This window comes from Rathayibacter sp. AY1B7 (assembly GCF_002932735.1).
GTDB lineage: Bacteria > Actinomycetota > Actinomycetes > Actinomycetales > Microbacteriaceae > Rathayibacter.
The window spans coordinates 32,634-47,570 of record NZ_PSWK01000015.1 but is presented as its reverse complement, the minus strand read 5'-3'; the positions used below and the strand labels follow the sequence as shown (position 1 = coordinate 47,570).

The following is a 14,937-nucleotide window of genomic DNA, read 5'->3' as shown; positions in this document are numbered from 1 at the left end:
CAGACTCACTTCACTTGTCGGTTGCGGTGTACGAGGAGCTTACCCTGTTCGACCCGTTCTGACCGGCGGAGATCGATCCTGTCGCGACGTGCGTCACGCCGGCCCTCGTGCGCACGCCTCACGTCGTCGCGATCGGCGAACAGCGACGAGGACGGCCGGGGCGGCAGGTCGTCCGTCATTCCAGGACTCAGTGTCTCGAGTTTCGCGGTGACCTCGGACAGCTGTCCGAGGAGCACCTTCCCCTTGCGCCAGTAGGAGAGGGCGAAGAGGACCAGCATCGCCAGAGCGCCCAGCGCGAGGCCGAGCCAGATCAGGATCCACGACCACCAGGTCACGACGGCTCCCCCTCGTTCGCGGCGAGCGCGGAGGCCGCCCAGAGCGCGACCGCGGTGCGCGCCTCGGGGGGTGCCACCACGGTGACGAGACCCGCCAACGACGCCACCAGGCGCGTCAATCCCTCCAGATGGGCGACGCGGAGACGGACGAGGACACCGTGGTCCTCCTCCCCCGGCACGGGATCGGGGAACTCGGCGTCGGCCGCGTAGTCGCCCAGCAGCACGACGGCGCTGGGGGCGACGCGCAGGTCCACGACGAAATCGGAGGCGGAGGCCTCGAAGAGCCGTTCCGAGAGGGTCACCTCGTTGCGGCGCCGGACGATCGGCGTCCCCGTGTCGCGGAGGGAGCGCATCCTGTCGACCCGGAACGTCCTGACGCCCTCGCGGAGGTGGTCCCATCCGCGCAGGTACCAGTCCCGATCGACCGATTCGAGCACGAAGGGGTCGACGAGCCGTGACTCGGTCTCGCCGCGGGCGCTGCGGTAGTCGAAAGCGACCTGCGTCGCCGAGCCCATCGCTGTCCGCAGGAGCGCCACAGCGCTGTCCGCGCCCGTGCCGCGCGAGACCGCGACCGCGCTCGGGGCCGAGGAGGCGCCGCGTGCGAGCTTCCCCATCAGCGAGGCGATCCGGTCGTTGCCCTGGTTCTCGGGCAGCGCTGCGAGGTACTGCATGCCGGCGATGAGGGCGGCGGCCTCCCGCGCCGAGAACCTCGGCGAGTCGTCGATCGCGACCTGGTGGGTGAGGACGACGTGGTCGTTCTCCTCGAAGTCGTCCCAGCCGATGTCGAAGAGGTCGTTCGCCTGGTACTGCGCGGTCTCGCCGGGGATGCCCGAGACGGCGATGAGGCGCACCGCGCGGCGCACCTCCTCCTCCGGGATCTCGAAGTGCGCGGCGACCTCGGCGACGGAGACGCGGCCCCGGTCGAGCAGGTAGGGAACGAGGGAGAGGAGGACGGCCAGGCGGTCGCGCGCCTGCAGGGAGCGGGGTCTAGCCACGGGGATCCCCTCCATGGTCGTCCAGGGTGCGGCGGAGGCGGTCGAGGACGCGGCGGCGGAGCTCCTCCGGCTCGAGCACCCGCACCTCGGGACCGTGACCGGCGAGCTCGTCCGCGAGCACGTCCGGGTCGGTGTAGTGCAGGCGCAGCAGGCCCTGGCCCTCGCCCTCGGCCTCGGCACGCCCGCCGAGACGGAGGGCGGCGTCGGAGTCGGGGGCGACGCGCAGGAGCGCGCTGTTGCGCTGCAGGATCTCGTCGAGCTGGGCGAGAGCGGTCGCCGCGTGGTCCCCCTCCACGAGAGGCGCGGTGCGGCCGGTGGACGCGACCGGCCCGACGATCCGCGACAGGAGGAAGGTCCGCGTGCCCTCGGCGCCCTCGTCCCAGCCGTGGAGGTGCCAGCGCCCCTGGTGGTTCACCAGGGCGCGGGGCTGCACGGTGCGCACGCGCGGCTCCTCGCCGCCGGGCTTCAGATAGGGGAAGCGGACGACCTGGCCGCGGTCGAGCGCAGCGTTGAGCGGCTCGAACGAGGCCTCGCGGACCCGGATCGAGGGGCTGATGCCGATGACGGGGTCGACGGACTCGACCCCGATCGAGCGCAGCTTGATCAGCGCGCGCCGCGACTCCGCCGAGAGCGTCCCCTCGCGCCAGACCGCCCCGGCCAGGCGGAGCAGCGCGAGCTCCTCCGGGTCGAAGGTCAGGTCGGCCGGGAGGTCGTAGCTGCGCTTCGCGATGCGGTACCGGACGGTCTGGGTGTTGCCCGGGTCGCCCGGGGCGTCGACCGTCTCGATCGGGATGCCCAGCTCGCGCAGGTCGTCCTTGTCGCGCTCGAACTGGCGCTCGAGCGAGGTCCGGTCGCCCCGGCCCACCCGCTGCCGGTAGCCCTGCACCGTGGAGAGGACGTCGGCCTTCGTCAGTCCGTTCTCGGCGGCGACGAGCGCGAGCACGAGGTTGAACAGACGCTCCTCGGCCGGGACGCGGCTCGAGGACGGGGCGTCGGAAGGCACGCCCTCCAGTCTAGGGCCGGGCCCGGTCAGACCTTTCCGAGGATGTCGGCGACGAAGATCAGCGTCGCGCCGCCGGGGATCCCGCCCTGAGGGGAGCCCTGGTCGCCGTAGCCCTGGTCCGGCGGGATGACCGCGATGACCTGGGATCCGACGGGCTGGCCGATGAGGGCGTCGGCGAATCCGGCGATGACTCCGCCCTGGGTGGTCGAGCCGTCGGCGGCCGTGAAGACGGCGGGAGCGCCCTTCTCCCAGCTGGAGTCGAACACCTTCCCGTCGCTCCACTGCCAGCCTGTGTAGGCCACGACGACCTGGTCGCCCTCGGCGACGACGTCGCCGTCGCCCTTCTTGAGCTGGGCGATGCGGAGGTCGGTCGGCGCGTCACCGGAGGGCTTCGCGAGCCCCGGGCGTCCGTCGTCGCCGAGCGTCACCGTCGGGAAGCCGTCGGGCGCGGGCTGGGCGGCGCCGTTCGCGCGGGCCAGCGAGGCCTCACGGACGTCCGCGACGAGCACGAGCGTGTCGTCCTCCGAGATGCCGAGCTGCGACGAGGACTGGCCGAAGCCGTCCTCGGGGGCGATCGCGATGGCGACGCGCGAGCCGACCTGCGTGCAGAGGAGGCCCTCGTTCAGGCCGACGAGCCCGGCTCCGCCGACGCCGAAGCGGGCGGTGCTCGACCCGTCGTAGGGCGAGGTCTCGAGGACCGTGCCGTCCGCTCCGTTGACCAGGGTGTAGTCGATGGTGACGAGCTGGCCCTTCTCGAGCGGTGCGCCCGAGCCCTCGATGAGGGTGCTGACCTGCGTGCCGTCCGCCTTCAGCGGCGTCGGGACGCTGACGTCCGGCTTCGCTCCGAAGTCGCCCGTGGCGCTGACCGCCGCCGAGGAGTCGCCGGAGGAGAACGGAGCGTCGCAGTCCGCCTGCGAGGAGGACGCGGTGCATCCGGTGAGAGCGGCGACGATGCCGATGCCGGCGATGAGCGCGGTGGTCCTGCGCACGGGTCCTCGATTCGAGTGAAGGGGAGCGGTGACGCCCGGGGTGGAGACGGCCCGGAGGCCGGGAACAGCTTAGAGGATGCCCTCGTCGTCGGGCTCCGCGGTCTCCTCGCCGAACCCGCGGGCCCGGGAGAGCTCGGCGCTGGTGGCGGACTCGCGGACCCGCTTGCGCAGGCTCTTGGGGCTCACGGCGCGCTCGCCGAGCGCGCCGGGGGTCCAGGCCTCCACGTCCTCGTCGCTAAAGTCCGTCTTCGACGGGCGACGCTTGAGCTCGGGGAGCACGGTGTCCGGAGCGAGCCGGCGAGCGGTGATGAGGAAGCCGGTGTGGCCGATCATCCGGTGGTCCGGCCGGACCGCGAGGCCCTCGACGTGCCAGCTGCGGACCATGGTCTCGTTCGACGACGGGTTCGTGAACAGGCCCGAGGCGCGGATCGCCTCCGCCGTCCGCGAGAGCTGCGTGACGGTGGCCACGTAGCAGAGGAGCACTCCCCCGGGCGTGAGAGCCTCGGCGGCGACGTCGAGGCACTCCCAGGGCGCGAGCATGTCGAGCACGACGCGGTCGGCCTCGCCGGACGGGACCGTGCCGGGCAGCGCCTCGACGAGGTCGCCGACGGTGACGCTCCAGTTGTCGGGCGTGTAGCCGAGGAAGGTCTCGATGTTCGCCCGTGCGACATCCGCGAACTCCTCGCGCCGCTCGAACGACGACAGCCGGCCGGTCGGACCCACCGCCCGCAGCAGCCAGAGCGAGAGCGCGCCGGAGCCGACACCGGCCTCGACCACGCGGGCGCCGGGGAAGACGTCGGCGAGGGCGAGGATCTGGGCCGCGTCCTTCGGGTACACGATCGCCGCGCCGCGGGGCATCGACATCACGAAGTCGGCGAGGAGAGGGCGCAGCGCGAGGTGCTCGACGCCGACGGTGTTGGTCACCACCGAGCCGTCGGGCAGCCCGATCACCGTGTCGTGTTCGATGCCGCCCCGGTGCGTGTGGAACACCTTGCCGGGAACGAGCGTGATGGTGTTCATCCGCCCCTTGGGTCCCGTCAGCTGGACGCGGTCCCCCGCGCGGAAGGGTCCGGAATGCTGCAGTGCCTCACCGGTCATCGGCGGGCCTCCGTCTCGGTCGTGGCCGGGCCGGAGCCGCGGTGCTCGGAGGACACCGTCGCGAGGTCCGCGACGGTGCGGCCCGCGAGAGTGGGCCAGAGGGCGTAGGGGGCGGCGGGATCCAGCTCCAGCTGGTGCGGGACGCCGATCGCCGCGGCTCCGGAGGCGACGGCCGCGCCGAGGCCCGTGAGGGAGTCCTCGATCGCGACGCATGCGGTGATGTCGACACCGAGGGTGCTCGCGGCGAGGAGGTACGCCTCGGGGTGGGGCTTGCTGCGCTCGACCATGTCGCCGCTGACGACGGCGGCGAAGGCGGGGAACGGGATCCGGTCCACGACGGCCGCGGCCATCCGCGAGATCGACATCGTGACCAGCGCCTGCGGCACACCCGCCTCGGACACCGCGTGCAGCAGCTCGAGCGCGCCCGGTCGCCACGGGATGCTCACGGCCAGCTGGTCGACGACCTCGTCGGTCATCCGGTCGATGATCGCGTCGACGGAGAGGTCGACGCCCTTGCCCTGCAGGATGCGGGCGGCGGCGGGCAGGCCCGAGCCGACGAGTCCCATCGCGTCCTCGTGGGTCCACACTCCGCCGAAGGAGGAGACGAGCGCGTGCTCCGACGCCATCCAGTACGGCTCGGTGTCGACGAGCGTCCCGTCCATGTCCCAGAGGACGGCGGCGGGGGCGGACGCTCCTCCGAGCGGCTCGGAGGACAGCGGCCGGGCGGAGGTCTCGGGAGTCACGAGCGACCATGGTACCGGCAGGGCCGCGCCCCTCCCCGGCCGCGGGCCGAGAGCGAACAGCGCGGCCGATCCCGCCGGACGGGACGGGCGCGGCCGGGGGCGGTCCTATCCTGGACGGAGGGACAGGCGCGGTGTGCGCTCCCCGCACATCGAGCCGAACGCGGAGATCCTGCCTATGAACGTGATCACGGGGAACGTCCTGGTCGTGGCCTTCGAGGGCTGGAACGACGCCGGGGACGCCGCCAGCGGCGCGCTGCGGCTGGTCAAGGACGCCGGGGAGTACGTGCCCCTCTTCGCCGTCGACGCCGAGCAGTACTACGACTTCCAGTACACCCGCCCCATGCTCTCGATCGGCGAGGACGGCCGCCGCAGCCTCGCCTGGCCCGGCACCCAGATCTTCGGCCCGGCCGACACCTCGGTCGACGCCGAGAGCGCGCTGTACCTCATGATCGGAACCGAGCCCTCGCGCAGCTGGAAGAGCTTCGCCGCCGAGGTCGTCGACGCCATGCTCGCGATAGACATCTCCGCCGTCGTCTTCCTCGGCGCGATGCTCGCCGACGTCCCGCACACCCGGCCGATCTCCATCTTCGCCTCGAGCGAGAACGCGGAGCTGCGGAGCTCGTTCGAGCTCGAGCGCTCCAGCTACGAGGGGCCGGTCGGCATCCTCAGCGTGATCGGCGAGGCCGCGCAGAAGGTCGGCATCCCCGCCGTCTCGATCTGGGCCTCCGTCCCGCACTACGTGCACAACGCGCCCTCGCCCAAGGCGATGCTGGCGCTGCTCGAGAAGCTCGAGGAGGTCGTCGGCCTGGCGATCCCCCGCGGCGACCTCGTCGAGGAGGCGGAGGAGTGGGAGCGCGGCATCGACGCCCTCGCCGCCGAGGACGAGGAGATGGCGTCGTACATCGCCCAGCTCGAGCAGGCGCGCGACACCGTCGACTCGCCCGAGGCGAGCGGCGAGGCGATCGCCCAGGAGTTCGAGCGCTACCTGCGCCGCCGCGGCGACGGCCGCTCCGGCGAGGAGCCCTGGCGGCCGTAGCCTCCGCCGGCGCCCGCTCGTCCGAGACGGTCGTCGATCACGGGACCGCTCCGGCCGATGACCCTCCCGGCCGCCCTGACGGGACTCGCCCCTGACGGGACTCGAGCCGTCCGGTACTCGAGGCTTACGGGACTCGAGCCTGACGGGGTTCAGGCCGGGCGCACCCCCAGCAGGGCGTCGACCGCGTCGCGCAGGAGCGACGGGTCGTCCACGCCCTCGGTCAGTGCGGCGTCGACGACGGCGAGGGCGGCCGGAGTGCCGAGGTCGTCGGCCAGCGCCTCGCGTAGCTGCGCCAGCACCTCGAGCGCCGAGCGCGGTCCGACGGCGGCGAGGGCCGACTCCCAGCGCGCCAGGCGCGCCTCGGCCGACGGCAGGTCCTCGGGCAGCCACTCCCAGTCGGAGCGGTAGTGGTGCGCGAGGAGCGCGAGGCGGATCGCCCGCGGGTCCGTGCCCTCGCTCCGCAGACGGGAGACCAGCACCAGGTTCCCGAGCGACTTGCTCATCTTCTCGCCCTGGTAGGCGACCATCCCGGCGTGCGCGTAGGCGCGGGCCAGAGGACGGCCGGACAGCGAAGCGGCGTGGCCGGCGCTGAACTCGTGGTGCGGGAAGACCAGGTCGCTCCCGCCGCCCTGCAGGGTGAACTCGGGTCCGAGCCGGTCGAGGGCGATCACCGAGCACTCGATGTGCCAGCCCGGACGGCCGCGGCCGACCTCGGCGTCCCAGGCGGGCTCGCCGGCGCGCTCGGCCCGCCAGAGCAGCGGATCGAGGGGGTCGCGCTTGCCGGCGCGCTCCGGGTCGCCCCCGCGCAGCGCCGAGAAGCGGGCCATCGACTCCGCGTCGAGCCGGCTCTCGCTGCCCAGGTGCCAGACGGCGCTCTCGGCCGCGGCGATGTCGTAGTAGAGGTCGCTCGCGCCCTCCTCCGCCGCGTCCGGAGCAGCGACGCGGTAGGCGACGCCGTCGCGCTCCAGGCGGGCGACCGCTTCCGCGATGGGATCCACGGTCTCGGTGACTCCGACGTAGTGCTGCGGAGGCAGGACGCGCAGGGCGGCCATGTCGCCGCGGAACAGCTCGACCTGCTCCTCGGCGAGGTCGCGCCAGTCGACGCCGGTGGCCGTCGCACGCTCGAGCAGAGGGTCGTCGACGTCGGTCACGTTCTGGGCGTACTCGACCGTGTAGCCCGCGTCGAGCCAGACGCGCTGGACCGTGTCGAAGGCGAGGTAGGTCGACGCGTGCCCGAGGTGGGTGGCGTCGTAGGGCGTGATGCCGCAGACGTAGAGGCTCGCGACTCCGCTGGGCGCGTCGAGCTCGACGGGGCCGGCGGTCGCGGTGTCGTGCAGGCGCGGTGCGCTCCCCCGGCCGGGCAGGGCGGGGACGTCGGCGGCGGTCCAGGCGCGCATCTAGGCGGCGATCAGGCCGGTGGCGAGCGCGACCATCAGGACGACGCCGAGGACGATGCGGTACACGACGAACGGGAGGAAGCTGCGGCGGGAGATGTAGCTCATGAAGAACGCGATCACGACGAAGCCGACCACGAACGCGACGATGGTCGCCACGAGGGTCTCGAGCCCGCCGACCTGGACCTGGTTCGGGAGCACGACCGGGTCGCTGATGCTCTTGTACAGCTGGTAGAGACCGCTGCCGAACACCGCGGGGATCGCGAGGAGGAAGGAGTAGCGCGCCGCAGCCTTGCGCTCGTAGCCGAGGAAGAGGCCGGCGGTGATGGTGCCTCCCGAGCGCGAGACGCCGGGGATCAGGGCGAGCGCCTGCGCACCTCCGAAGATCAGGCCGTCGCGGACGCCCAGGTCGCGCAGGCGGCGCTTCTTCGCGCCGACCGCGTCGGCGATGCCGAGCAGGATTCCGAAGAGGATGAGGGTGGTGGCCACCACCCACAGGGAGCGGAGGGTCGTCTCGATCGCGTCCTGGAAGACGAGGCCGAGGACGATGATCGGAAGGCTGCCCAGGATGATGAGCCAGCCCATGCGGGCGTCCGGGTCCGAGCGCGGGATCCGGCCGACGAGGGAGCGCGCCCAGTGCGACACGATCCGCACGATGTCGCGCCAGAAGTAGATGATGACGGCGGTCTCGGTGCCCAGCTGCGTGATGGCGGTGAAAGCGGCTCCGGTGTCGCGGCCGCCGAGACCGGGCAGCAGCTCGCTGACGATCCGGAGGTGGGCGCTGGAGGAGATGGGGAGGAATTCGGTCAGACCCTGGACGAGTCCCAGGATCAGCGCGTCGAGCAGGCCCATGCGTCACTTTCGAGGAGGGCTGGGGCGTCGTCGGCCAGCAGTCGGTCGGGATCGGTCGGTGCTGACCCGGTCCGCGGCGCCGTCAGGAGCTCAGCAGGAGATCGGTCAGGACCTTCCTGCCAAACACTAGTGCGTCCAGTGGAACGCGCTCGTCGACCCCGTGGAACAGCGCCGGGAAGTCCAGGGACGACGGCAGCTGGAGCGGCGCGAACCCGTATCCGGTGATGCCGAGCGTCGAGAGCGCCTTGTTGTCGGTGCCTCCGGAGAGCAGGTACGGGAGGACCTCGGCGCCCGGATCGAACCGGCGGATCGAGGCGGCCATGCTCTCGACGAGGGGGCCGGCGAAGGGCACCTCGAGTCCGATGTCGCGGTGCTGGACGAGGATCTCGACGTGCTCGCCCGCGAGGACCTTCAGGCGCTCGAGCACCGCGTCCTCCTCGCCGGGGAGGACGCGCACGTCGATGGTGGCGTCCGCGGTGTCCGGGATGACGTTGGCCTTGTAGCCTGCCGACAGCATCGACGGATTGGCGGTGGTGCGCAGCGTCGCGGCGATGAAGCGCGAGGCGGTGCCGGTGGCGAGTGCCAGCTCCTCCGGAGTGCTGCGCTGGGGGTCGTGGCCGAGCAGGCGGGCGACCTCGTCGAGCAGCTCGCGCGTGGTGTCGGTGAGGCGCGTGGGCCACTCCTCGCTGCCGATGCGGGCGATCGCCTGCGCCAGCCGGGTGACGGCGTTCTCGGAGTTGATCTGCGAGCCGTGCCCCGCCGTGCCGTGCGCGCGGAGGGTCAGCCACATCAGCGCCTTCTCGCCCGTCTGCACCAGGTAGGCGCGCTTGCCGGCCAGCTCGATCGAGTAGCCGCCGACCTCGCTGATCGCCTCGGTCGCTCCGGCGAACAGCTCGGGCCGCTCACGGGCCAGGAATCCCGATCCCCGCACGCCGCCCGCCTCCTCGTCGGCGAAGAAGGCGATGACGAGGTCGCGGGAGGGGCGCCTCCCCTCGCGGAGGATGTCGCCGAGCGAGGCGAGGATCATCGCGTCCATGTTCTTCATGTCGACCGCGCCGCGGCCCCAGAGCATGCCGTCCTTGATCTCGCCGCCGAACGGGTCGACGCTCCAGTTGTCGGCGATGGCGGGCACCACGTCGAGGTGCCCGTGGACGACGAGGGCGCCGCGCTCGCGGTCCTCCCCGGCGACCCGCGCCACGACGCTCGTGCGTCCCGGGTCGGAGTCGATCAGCTCGGGCTCGAGGCCGAGGTCGCGCAGCTTCGCCGCGACGTACTCCGCGGCCGGGCGCTCCGGCTCCGCCTTCCCGTCGCCGTAGTTGCTGGTGTCGAATCGGATGAGATCGCGCGCGATGAGCGCCGTCTCGTCGAGGGTGCTGTCGGTCACGGGCGCGCTGTCGATGCTGTCGGACATGCGGGCAACGGTACCGGCGCGGGCTCGACGGCGCGCGGAGGACGGTGGGCCGGGAGGTGGCGTGAGAGGCCCCGGAACCGTGCTAATGTCTTCTTCGGCCGCGGAAACGCAGGTCGAAGGAAACACTCGTCCGGGTGGCGGAAATGGCAGACGCGCTAGCTTGAGGTGCTAGTGCCCGTATAGGGCGTGGGGGTTCAAGTCCCCCCTCGGACACACTGATCGGAACCCCTCGTCTCTCCTCGGAGAGGCGGGGGGTTCCGTCGTTTCCGGCACCTCCCTCCTCGTGCCGGTGGGAGGGATGCGGCGGGCGGAGAGAGCAGACGCCCCGCTCTTTCCCGAAGAGGCGGGGCGTCTGCTGCATCGGACGGGCGCTTCTGCAGCGGACGGGCGCTCCTGCACCGCAGGGCCCTCCCGCACGGACCGAGCCTCGGTGTCAGACGCCCACTGCTGCCGGCGACCAGCCGAGAGCCGGAGCGATCGATTCCACGACAGTGCGCAGGAGCCGCGCGTTGTACTCGACCCCGAGCTGGTTGGGAACGGTGAGCAGCAGCGTGTCCGCCTCCTGCACGGCGGCGTCCGCAGCGAGCTCGGCGGCGACGGCGTCCGGCTCGCTCGTGTAGCTGCGGCCGAAGCGGGCGCGGACGCCCTCGAGGGTGGCGACCTGGTCCTGCTCACCGCGGCCGCCGAAGTACAGGCGGTCGAGATCGCTCGTGATCGGGAGGACGCTGCGCGAGACGGAGACGCGCGGGGTGCGCTCCCAGCCCGCCTCGCTCCACGCGGCGCGGTACTCGCGGATCTGGCGGGCCTGCAGCTCGTCGAAGGGCACGCCCTCCTCCTCCAGGAGCAGGGTCGACGACTGCAGGTTCATGCCCTGCTCGGCCGCCCAGCGCGCGGTCGCGAAGCTGCCGGCACCCCACCAGATCCGGTCCTCGAGGCCGGGCGAGCGCGGCTCGATCGAGAGCGGGAGCGACTGGCGCGTCATCGCCGGATCCGACTGCGCGACCGGCGCTCCGGCGAGCGCCTCCCGGAGGATGCGCACCTTCTGCCGGGCGAGGTCGGCGTCGGTCATCCCCTCCGGGGGGACGAAGCCGAACGCCTCGGACCCGCGCAGGGCGGTCTCGGGCGATCCCCGGCTGACCCCGAGCTCGAGCCGGCCGTCGGAGATCAGGTCGGTGGCGGCCGCCTCCTCCGCCATGTAGAGCGGGTTCTCGTAGCGCATGTCGATGACCCCGGTGCCGATCTCGATGCGGCGGGTGCGCGCGGCGATCGCCGCCAGCAGCGGGAACGGCGAGGCGAGCTGCGGCGCGAAGTGGTGCACGCGGACGTAGGCGCCGTCGATGCCGATCTCCTCCGCCGCCTCCGCGAGCTCGATCGTCTGGAGGAGGACGTCGCGAGCAGAGCGGGTCTGAGACCCGGGGACGGACTGGTAGTGGCCGAAGGAGAGGAAGCCGATGCGCGAGACCATGCCTGCCTCAGCGCACGGGGGTCCCCCGCTATTCCCGGAGGGTGTGCACGGCGGTCGCCGAACCGCGACAGCGCTCCCGTGGAGTCCTCAATACACGTATGGTGGTCGCGTGCCCGCTGATCGGGGCGGAGAGGGGTCGTCGTGGAGCCGATGGTCGGTCGCCTCGGGGCGACTCTCGGGGTCGCCATGCAGACGATCAGCGGGTCGCAGGTGCAGGCAGGCGCTCTCCGTCCGCAGCGGAACCGGTCGCCCGGTCGCGTCTTCGCGTCAGTGCGCCTCGAAGTCGGCGGAGACCGAGGCGGTGACCTCGATGTCCTCCGGCTTGAGGGCCAACGGCTCCTCAGGAGAGGAGAACGCCTTGGCGCGGCTCATCATCGCCGAGCCGCCCTCGATGCGCGTGTGCGGCCGCAGTCCCGGCTCGAAGAGGGTCAGCACCCGCACCTCGGTCAGGCCGAGGGCCGCCGCATAGGCCTCGGCCCGCTCGCGCGCGTCGCGGACGGCAGCGGTGCGGACCTCGCGCTCGATGCCCGCACGTCGTGCCGCCGTCACGTCCCAGTCGACCCCCGAGATCTGGATCCCCGGCACCTCCGAGATCGAGCCGACCCAGCGCCCGAGAGCCGCGAAGTCCCGGTACTTCACCCGGACCCCGGCGGCCGCGACATGGAACAGCTGCGTGACGTCCGAGTCCTTGATGTACCGGCGGATCGAGGAGACCGAGATCTGATCGGAGGACCACCAGGTGGCGGCGCCGGAGGCCTGCTCGGCGGCCGCCTCCTCACGGACCCGCGCGTGCAGGGCGGTGACCTCGGCGAGCGCCTGGGGCCGGGATCGCGACTCGCGCCGGATCTCGAGGCGGACGGTGCCCCGCTCGGCGGGGTGGAAGTGCTGGGCGAGACCGGCGACGGTGATGGTGACCATGGCCCCATGGTGCCGTACGCACCCCGTCAGCTCCGAGCGGCGAGCATCTCCCGGATGCGGTCGGCGAGGGCCCGCTCCGTCGTCAGGTTGCTGACCAGCTGGGCTCGGTGCCCCCCGCAGGCGCCTGGGAGGGGAGCTCCGCTGCTCGGGTCGACCCGGCTCAGCAGTGCCCGCTCCCCCTGGGCGATCGAGGCCTCGAGCAGGGCGAGCCGCCGCTCGAGCCTCTCGGTCTCGAAGCTCTCGGGCGTGATGTCGGACTCGCGGAAGTGGCCGGCTGTGGAAGTGGGGACGCTCATCGATGATCCGTTCCGTCGGGGCGCCCAGGAGCGGCGCCATCACCAGGAAGACACCGGAGAACGGCGATCATGACGCGAAGGCGCGAAATGCACTGAGAAGTGGCGCGCCACCGGCGGTCAGGAGCGGAAGACGGCCAGGTTCTCGTTCTCCACGATGGCGAGGGTGCGGACGAGGCGGGTGTAGCGCTCGACGAGCTCGCCCTCCCCCGCGCCCTGTCCCAGCAGGGCCGAGATGCTCTCGGCGGGGAAGAGGGAGACGATCTCCATCGCGACGGCCCGCGCGTGCTCGGAGGAGAGAGTGCGCGCGTACTCCAGAGCGCGGGTCAACTGCGGCCTCTCCTCCCCCTCCGGACTCGCCGACGGTGCCGTCGTGGCGGCATGCCCGAGGACCGCCACGAAGACGCGAGCGATCTCGTCGACCCGGAGTGCGCGGACCAGGGTCAGCAGACGCGAGGAGACGCGGGAGACGCCGCGCGCGAGGAGCTCTCCGCTGAGGGCGCGCACCTCGATCACGTCGCCGCCGCCGAACTCGCCGGAGACGCGCTTGATGCCCGAGGCGAACAGGCTCGAGCCGGCTCCGATGCTCCGCTCGGCCTCGAGGTTGATCTCGACGCGGCCGCGGCCGGTGGCCACTCCGGAGATCCAGCGCTGCTCCACGGGCGGATGCGCGTGCACGGCGCGGACGAGGGTGCCCGGGCCCGGCCCTCCCAGGGCGCCCAGGATGACCTCGGGGGTGCGCGCCCCGGCGATCCTGGTCGAGACGCCGTTGTGCGCGGCGAGCTCGGCGGCCCGCAGCTTGGAGCGGATGCCCCCTCGGCCGGTGCCGCCCTTCTGCACGCCGATGCGGCGCAGCTCCGAGATGCCCAGCTCCTCGAGGTGCACGCCCTCGGCGATGCTGCCGGCGAAGACGCCGGGGACGTCGGTGAGCAGCAGCAGCAGGTCCGCGCCGAGGAGCATCGCCAATCCGCCGGCGACGCCGTCGTTGTCCGAGCCGGCGGAGTCGATCGTGTCGTTGCCGTTGACCACGGGCACGACTCCGGCGTCGAGGGCGTGGCGGATCGCCTCGGCGACGTGTGCCATCTGCCGGGGAGAGGCGAGGTCGGACTCGCCGATGAGGATCTGCGCGACCAGGGCGCCCGAGAGCTCGGCCACCGAGCGGTAGAAGCCCATCAGGACGGTCTGGCCCACCGCTGCCGCCAGGCGGGCGCTGATCGGCTCCTCCTGCGAGCGGGCGAAGAGCGCCCGGCCCGAGGAGACGGCGCCGGAGGAGACCAGCACGACGTCCCAGCCCAGCGCGCGGGCGGCGAAGGCGCTCTCGAGCGCGCTGGCCAGGAGAACGGGATCCGGACCCGACTGCTTGGTGACCGAGCTGGACCCCATCTTGACCACGAGGGTCCTTCTGCGCGGCGCGGCCGGGGCGGTGGCGTCGGAGTCGGCGGGGTCGGGCAGGGCGTCGGACATGGCTCCCATGGTAGAGGCGCGGCAGGAGGCCCTTCCTCGCCGAGACCCGGTGGAGAACGCCCCCGGACGGGGATGTCGTAGGCGGATGCGAGACTGCCCGGGACGTCTGGAACCTCCTTCACGGTGCCCCTTGCCGGGCGGTCACGGAGGGGTCCGAGCGGCTCGCCGGTGGATGTCGGTGGCGATTGACATACTCGAACACATGTTCGAACATGGGCAGATGAGCCCCCTTTCATCCCTCGTCTCCGCGGAGACGGCCGAGGCCGCAGAGCCCCTTCTGCGGCAGCTCGCGTCGGTGAAGGAGCTGCAGTCCCGCATCCGGGACATGCAGGCGACCACCCTCGAGACCAGGAGCCTCGCCACCCTGCCGGCCTTCTCCTCCGTGCTCCCGGGCGGCTCGCTCAAGCAGGGTGCCGCCTACTCGGTGGAGGGCTCGATGAGTCTGGCGATGGGGCTGCTCGCCGGCCCGTCCGCCGAGGGCTCGTGGTGCGGCGTGGTGGGCGTCCCGGAGTTCGGAGCCGAGGCCGCGGCCGGCATGGGGATCGACCTCGAGCGCCTGGTGCTCGTGCCCGCACCGGCCGAGCACTGGCTCACCGTCACCGCCGCTCTGGTCGATGTGCTGACCGTCGTGCTCACGCGTCCGCCCGCCTCCGTCTCCTCGGCCGACGTCTCGCGTCTGGGAGCACGACTGCGCCAGCGGGGTGCCGCGCTCGTGGTCCTCGGCGAGTGGCCCCAGGCCGAGGCGCGGCTCAGCATCCGCAGCAGCCGCTGGGAGGGGCTCGGCGACGGCCACGGCTACCTGCGCTCCCGGGAGGCGATGGTCGATGTGGTCGGCCGGGCCGGCACCCGGGTGCGCACGGTGCGGATGAGCATGCCCGGCGTCGAGAGCGCCTTCGGCTCCCGGGTCGAGCACGGCCGCCTGCACGAGCGGGCGGTCTGAG

Annotated in this window: 15 protein-coding genes and 1 tRNA gene; 3 read left to right on the top strand and 13 right to left on the bottom strand. The window is 72.5% G+C overall.

What is annotated here, in order from left to right; all coding sequences use genetic code 11:
- Positions 1-5: 5 nt before the first annotated feature.
- The 6 genes from C5C95_RS09865 to C5C95_RS09840 form a co-directional block, all read right to left on the bottom strand.
- The gene (locus tag C5C95_RS09865) at positions 6-335 is read right to left on the bottom strand and encodes a hypothetical protein (RefSeq protein WP_104222020.1); all 330 of its coding nucleotides are present in this window, start codon (positions 333-335) and stop codon (positions 6-8) included.
- Positions 332-1,330: a YafY family protein gene (locus C5C95_RS09860; protein ID WP_258072652.1), complete on the bottom strand. Its 999-nt coding sequence runs from the start codon at positions 1,328-1,330 to the stop codon at positions 332-334. Before C5C95_RS09860 ends, C5C95_RS09865 begins: the two co-directional genes overlap by 4 nt.
- Entirely contained in the window at positions 1,323-2,333 is a 1,011-nt protein-coding gene (locus C5C95_RS09855; protein ID WP_104222016.1) for a YafY family protein, read from the bottom strand. The genes C5C95_RS09860 and C5C95_RS09855 overlap by 8 nt, the downstream gene beginning before the upstream one ends.
- 26 nt (positions 2,334-2,359) lie before the next feature.
- Positions 2,360-3,322 carry an FKBP-type peptidyl-prolyl cis-trans isomerase gene (locus C5C95_RS09850; protein WP_104222014.1) on the bottom strand — a complete coding sequence of 321 codons (963 nt, stop codon included), beginning with the start codon at positions 3,320-3,322 and terminating at the stop codon, positions 2,360-2,362.
- A 69-nt stretch (positions 3,323-3,391) separates the two neighbouring features.
- Positions 3,392-4,420: a tRNA (adenine-N1)-methyltransferase gene (locus C5C95_RS09845; protein ID WP_104324335.1), complete on the bottom strand. Its 1,029-nt coding sequence runs from the start codon at positions 4,418-4,420 to the stop codon at positions 3,392-3,394.
- On the bottom strand, positions 4,417-5,163 hold the full coding sequence (locus tag C5C95_RS09840; RefSeq protein WP_258066905.1) for an HAD family phosphatase: 747 nt from the start codon (positions 5,161-5,163) through the stop codon (positions 4,417-4,419). The genes C5C95_RS09845 and C5C95_RS09840 overlap by 4 nt, the downstream gene beginning before the upstream one ends.
- A 175-nt stretch (positions 5,164-5,338) precedes the next feature.
- Between C5C95_RS09840 and C5C95_RS09835 the strand changes: the two genes are divergently transcribed.
- The gene (locus tag C5C95_RS09835; RefSeq protein ID WP_104222142.1) at positions 5,339-6,199 is read left to right on the top strand and encodes a proteasome assembly chaperone family protein; all 861 of its coding nucleotides are present in this window, start codon (positions 5,339-5,341) and stop codon (positions 6,197-6,199) included.
- Positions 6,200-6,348: 149 nt separating this feature from the next.
- Here the strand turns inward: C5C95_RS09835 and mshC are convergent, their stop codons facing one another.
- From mshC to C5C95_RS09820, 3 genes are all read right to left on the bottom strand, one after another.
- Positions 6,349-7,596 carry a cysteine--1-D-myo-inosityl 2-amino-2-deoxy-alpha-D-glucopyranoside ligase gene (gene mshC, locus C5C95_RS09830; protein ID WP_104324334.1) on the bottom strand — a complete coding sequence of 416 codons (1,248 nt, stop codon included), beginning with the start codon at positions 7,594-7,596 and terminating at the stop codon, positions 6,349-6,351.
- Positions 7,597-8,445 carry an undecaprenyl-diphosphate phosphatase gene (locus C5C95_RS09825; protein ID WP_104222008.1) on the bottom strand — a complete coding sequence of 283 codons (849 nt, stop codon included), beginning with the start codon at positions 8,443-8,445 and terminating at the stop codon, positions 7,597-7,599.
- Positions 8,446-8,527: 82 nt separating this feature from the next.
- Complete coding sequence (locus tag C5C95_RS09820; RefSeq protein ID WP_181068004.1) at positions 8,528-9,856, bottom strand: M20/M25/M40 family metallo-hydrolase; 1,329 nt, start codon at positions 9,854-9,856, stop codon at positions 8,528-8,530.
- A gap of 128 nt (positions 9,857-9,984) precedes the next feature.
- Here C5C95_RS09820 and C5C95_RS09815 point away from each other — a divergent pair.
- Positions 9,985-10,069: transfer RNA gene (locus C5C95_RS09815), tRNA-Leu, on the top strand.
- 220 nt (positions 10,070-10,289) lie between these two features.
- Here the strand turns inward: C5C95_RS09815 and C5C95_RS09810 are convergent.
- From C5C95_RS09810 to proB, 4 genes are all read right to left on the bottom strand, one after another.
- Positions 10,290-11,321, bottom strand: coding sequence for an LLM class flavin-dependent oxidoreductase (locus tag C5C95_RS09810; RefSeq protein WP_104324333.1), 1,032 nt, complete (start codon positions 11,319-11,321; stop codon positions 10,290-10,292).
- A gap of 267 nt (positions 11,322-11,588) precedes the next feature.
- The gene (locus C5C95_RS09805; RefSeq protein WP_104225267.1) at positions 11,589-12,239 is read right to left on the bottom strand and encodes an SIMPL domain-containing protein; all 651 of its coding nucleotides are present in this window, start codon (positions 12,237-12,239) and stop codon (positions 11,589-11,591) included.
- 26 nt (positions 12,240-12,265) lie between these two features.
- Positions 12,266-12,535, bottom strand: a complete 270-nt coding sequence (locus C5C95_RS17455; protein ID WP_104250347.1) for a hypothetical protein — start codon at positions 12,533-12,535, stop codon at positions 12,266-12,268.
- Positions 12,536-12,652: 117 nt separating this feature from the next.
- A complete protein-coding gene (proB, locus tag C5C95_RS09800; RefSeq protein WP_160034332.1) occupies positions 12,653-13,996 on the bottom strand; it encodes a glutamate 5-kinase in 1,344 nt (447 codons plus the stop codon).
- A 220-nt stretch (positions 13,997-14,216) separates the two neighbouring features.
- On the opposite strand from proB, the gene C5C95_RS09795 reads away from it, so the two are divergent.
- Entirely contained in the window at positions 14,217-14,936 is a 720-nt protein-coding gene (locus C5C95_RS09795) for a hypothetical protein (protein ID WP_104324331.1), read from the top strand.
- Position 14,937: the final 1 nt, after the last annotated feature.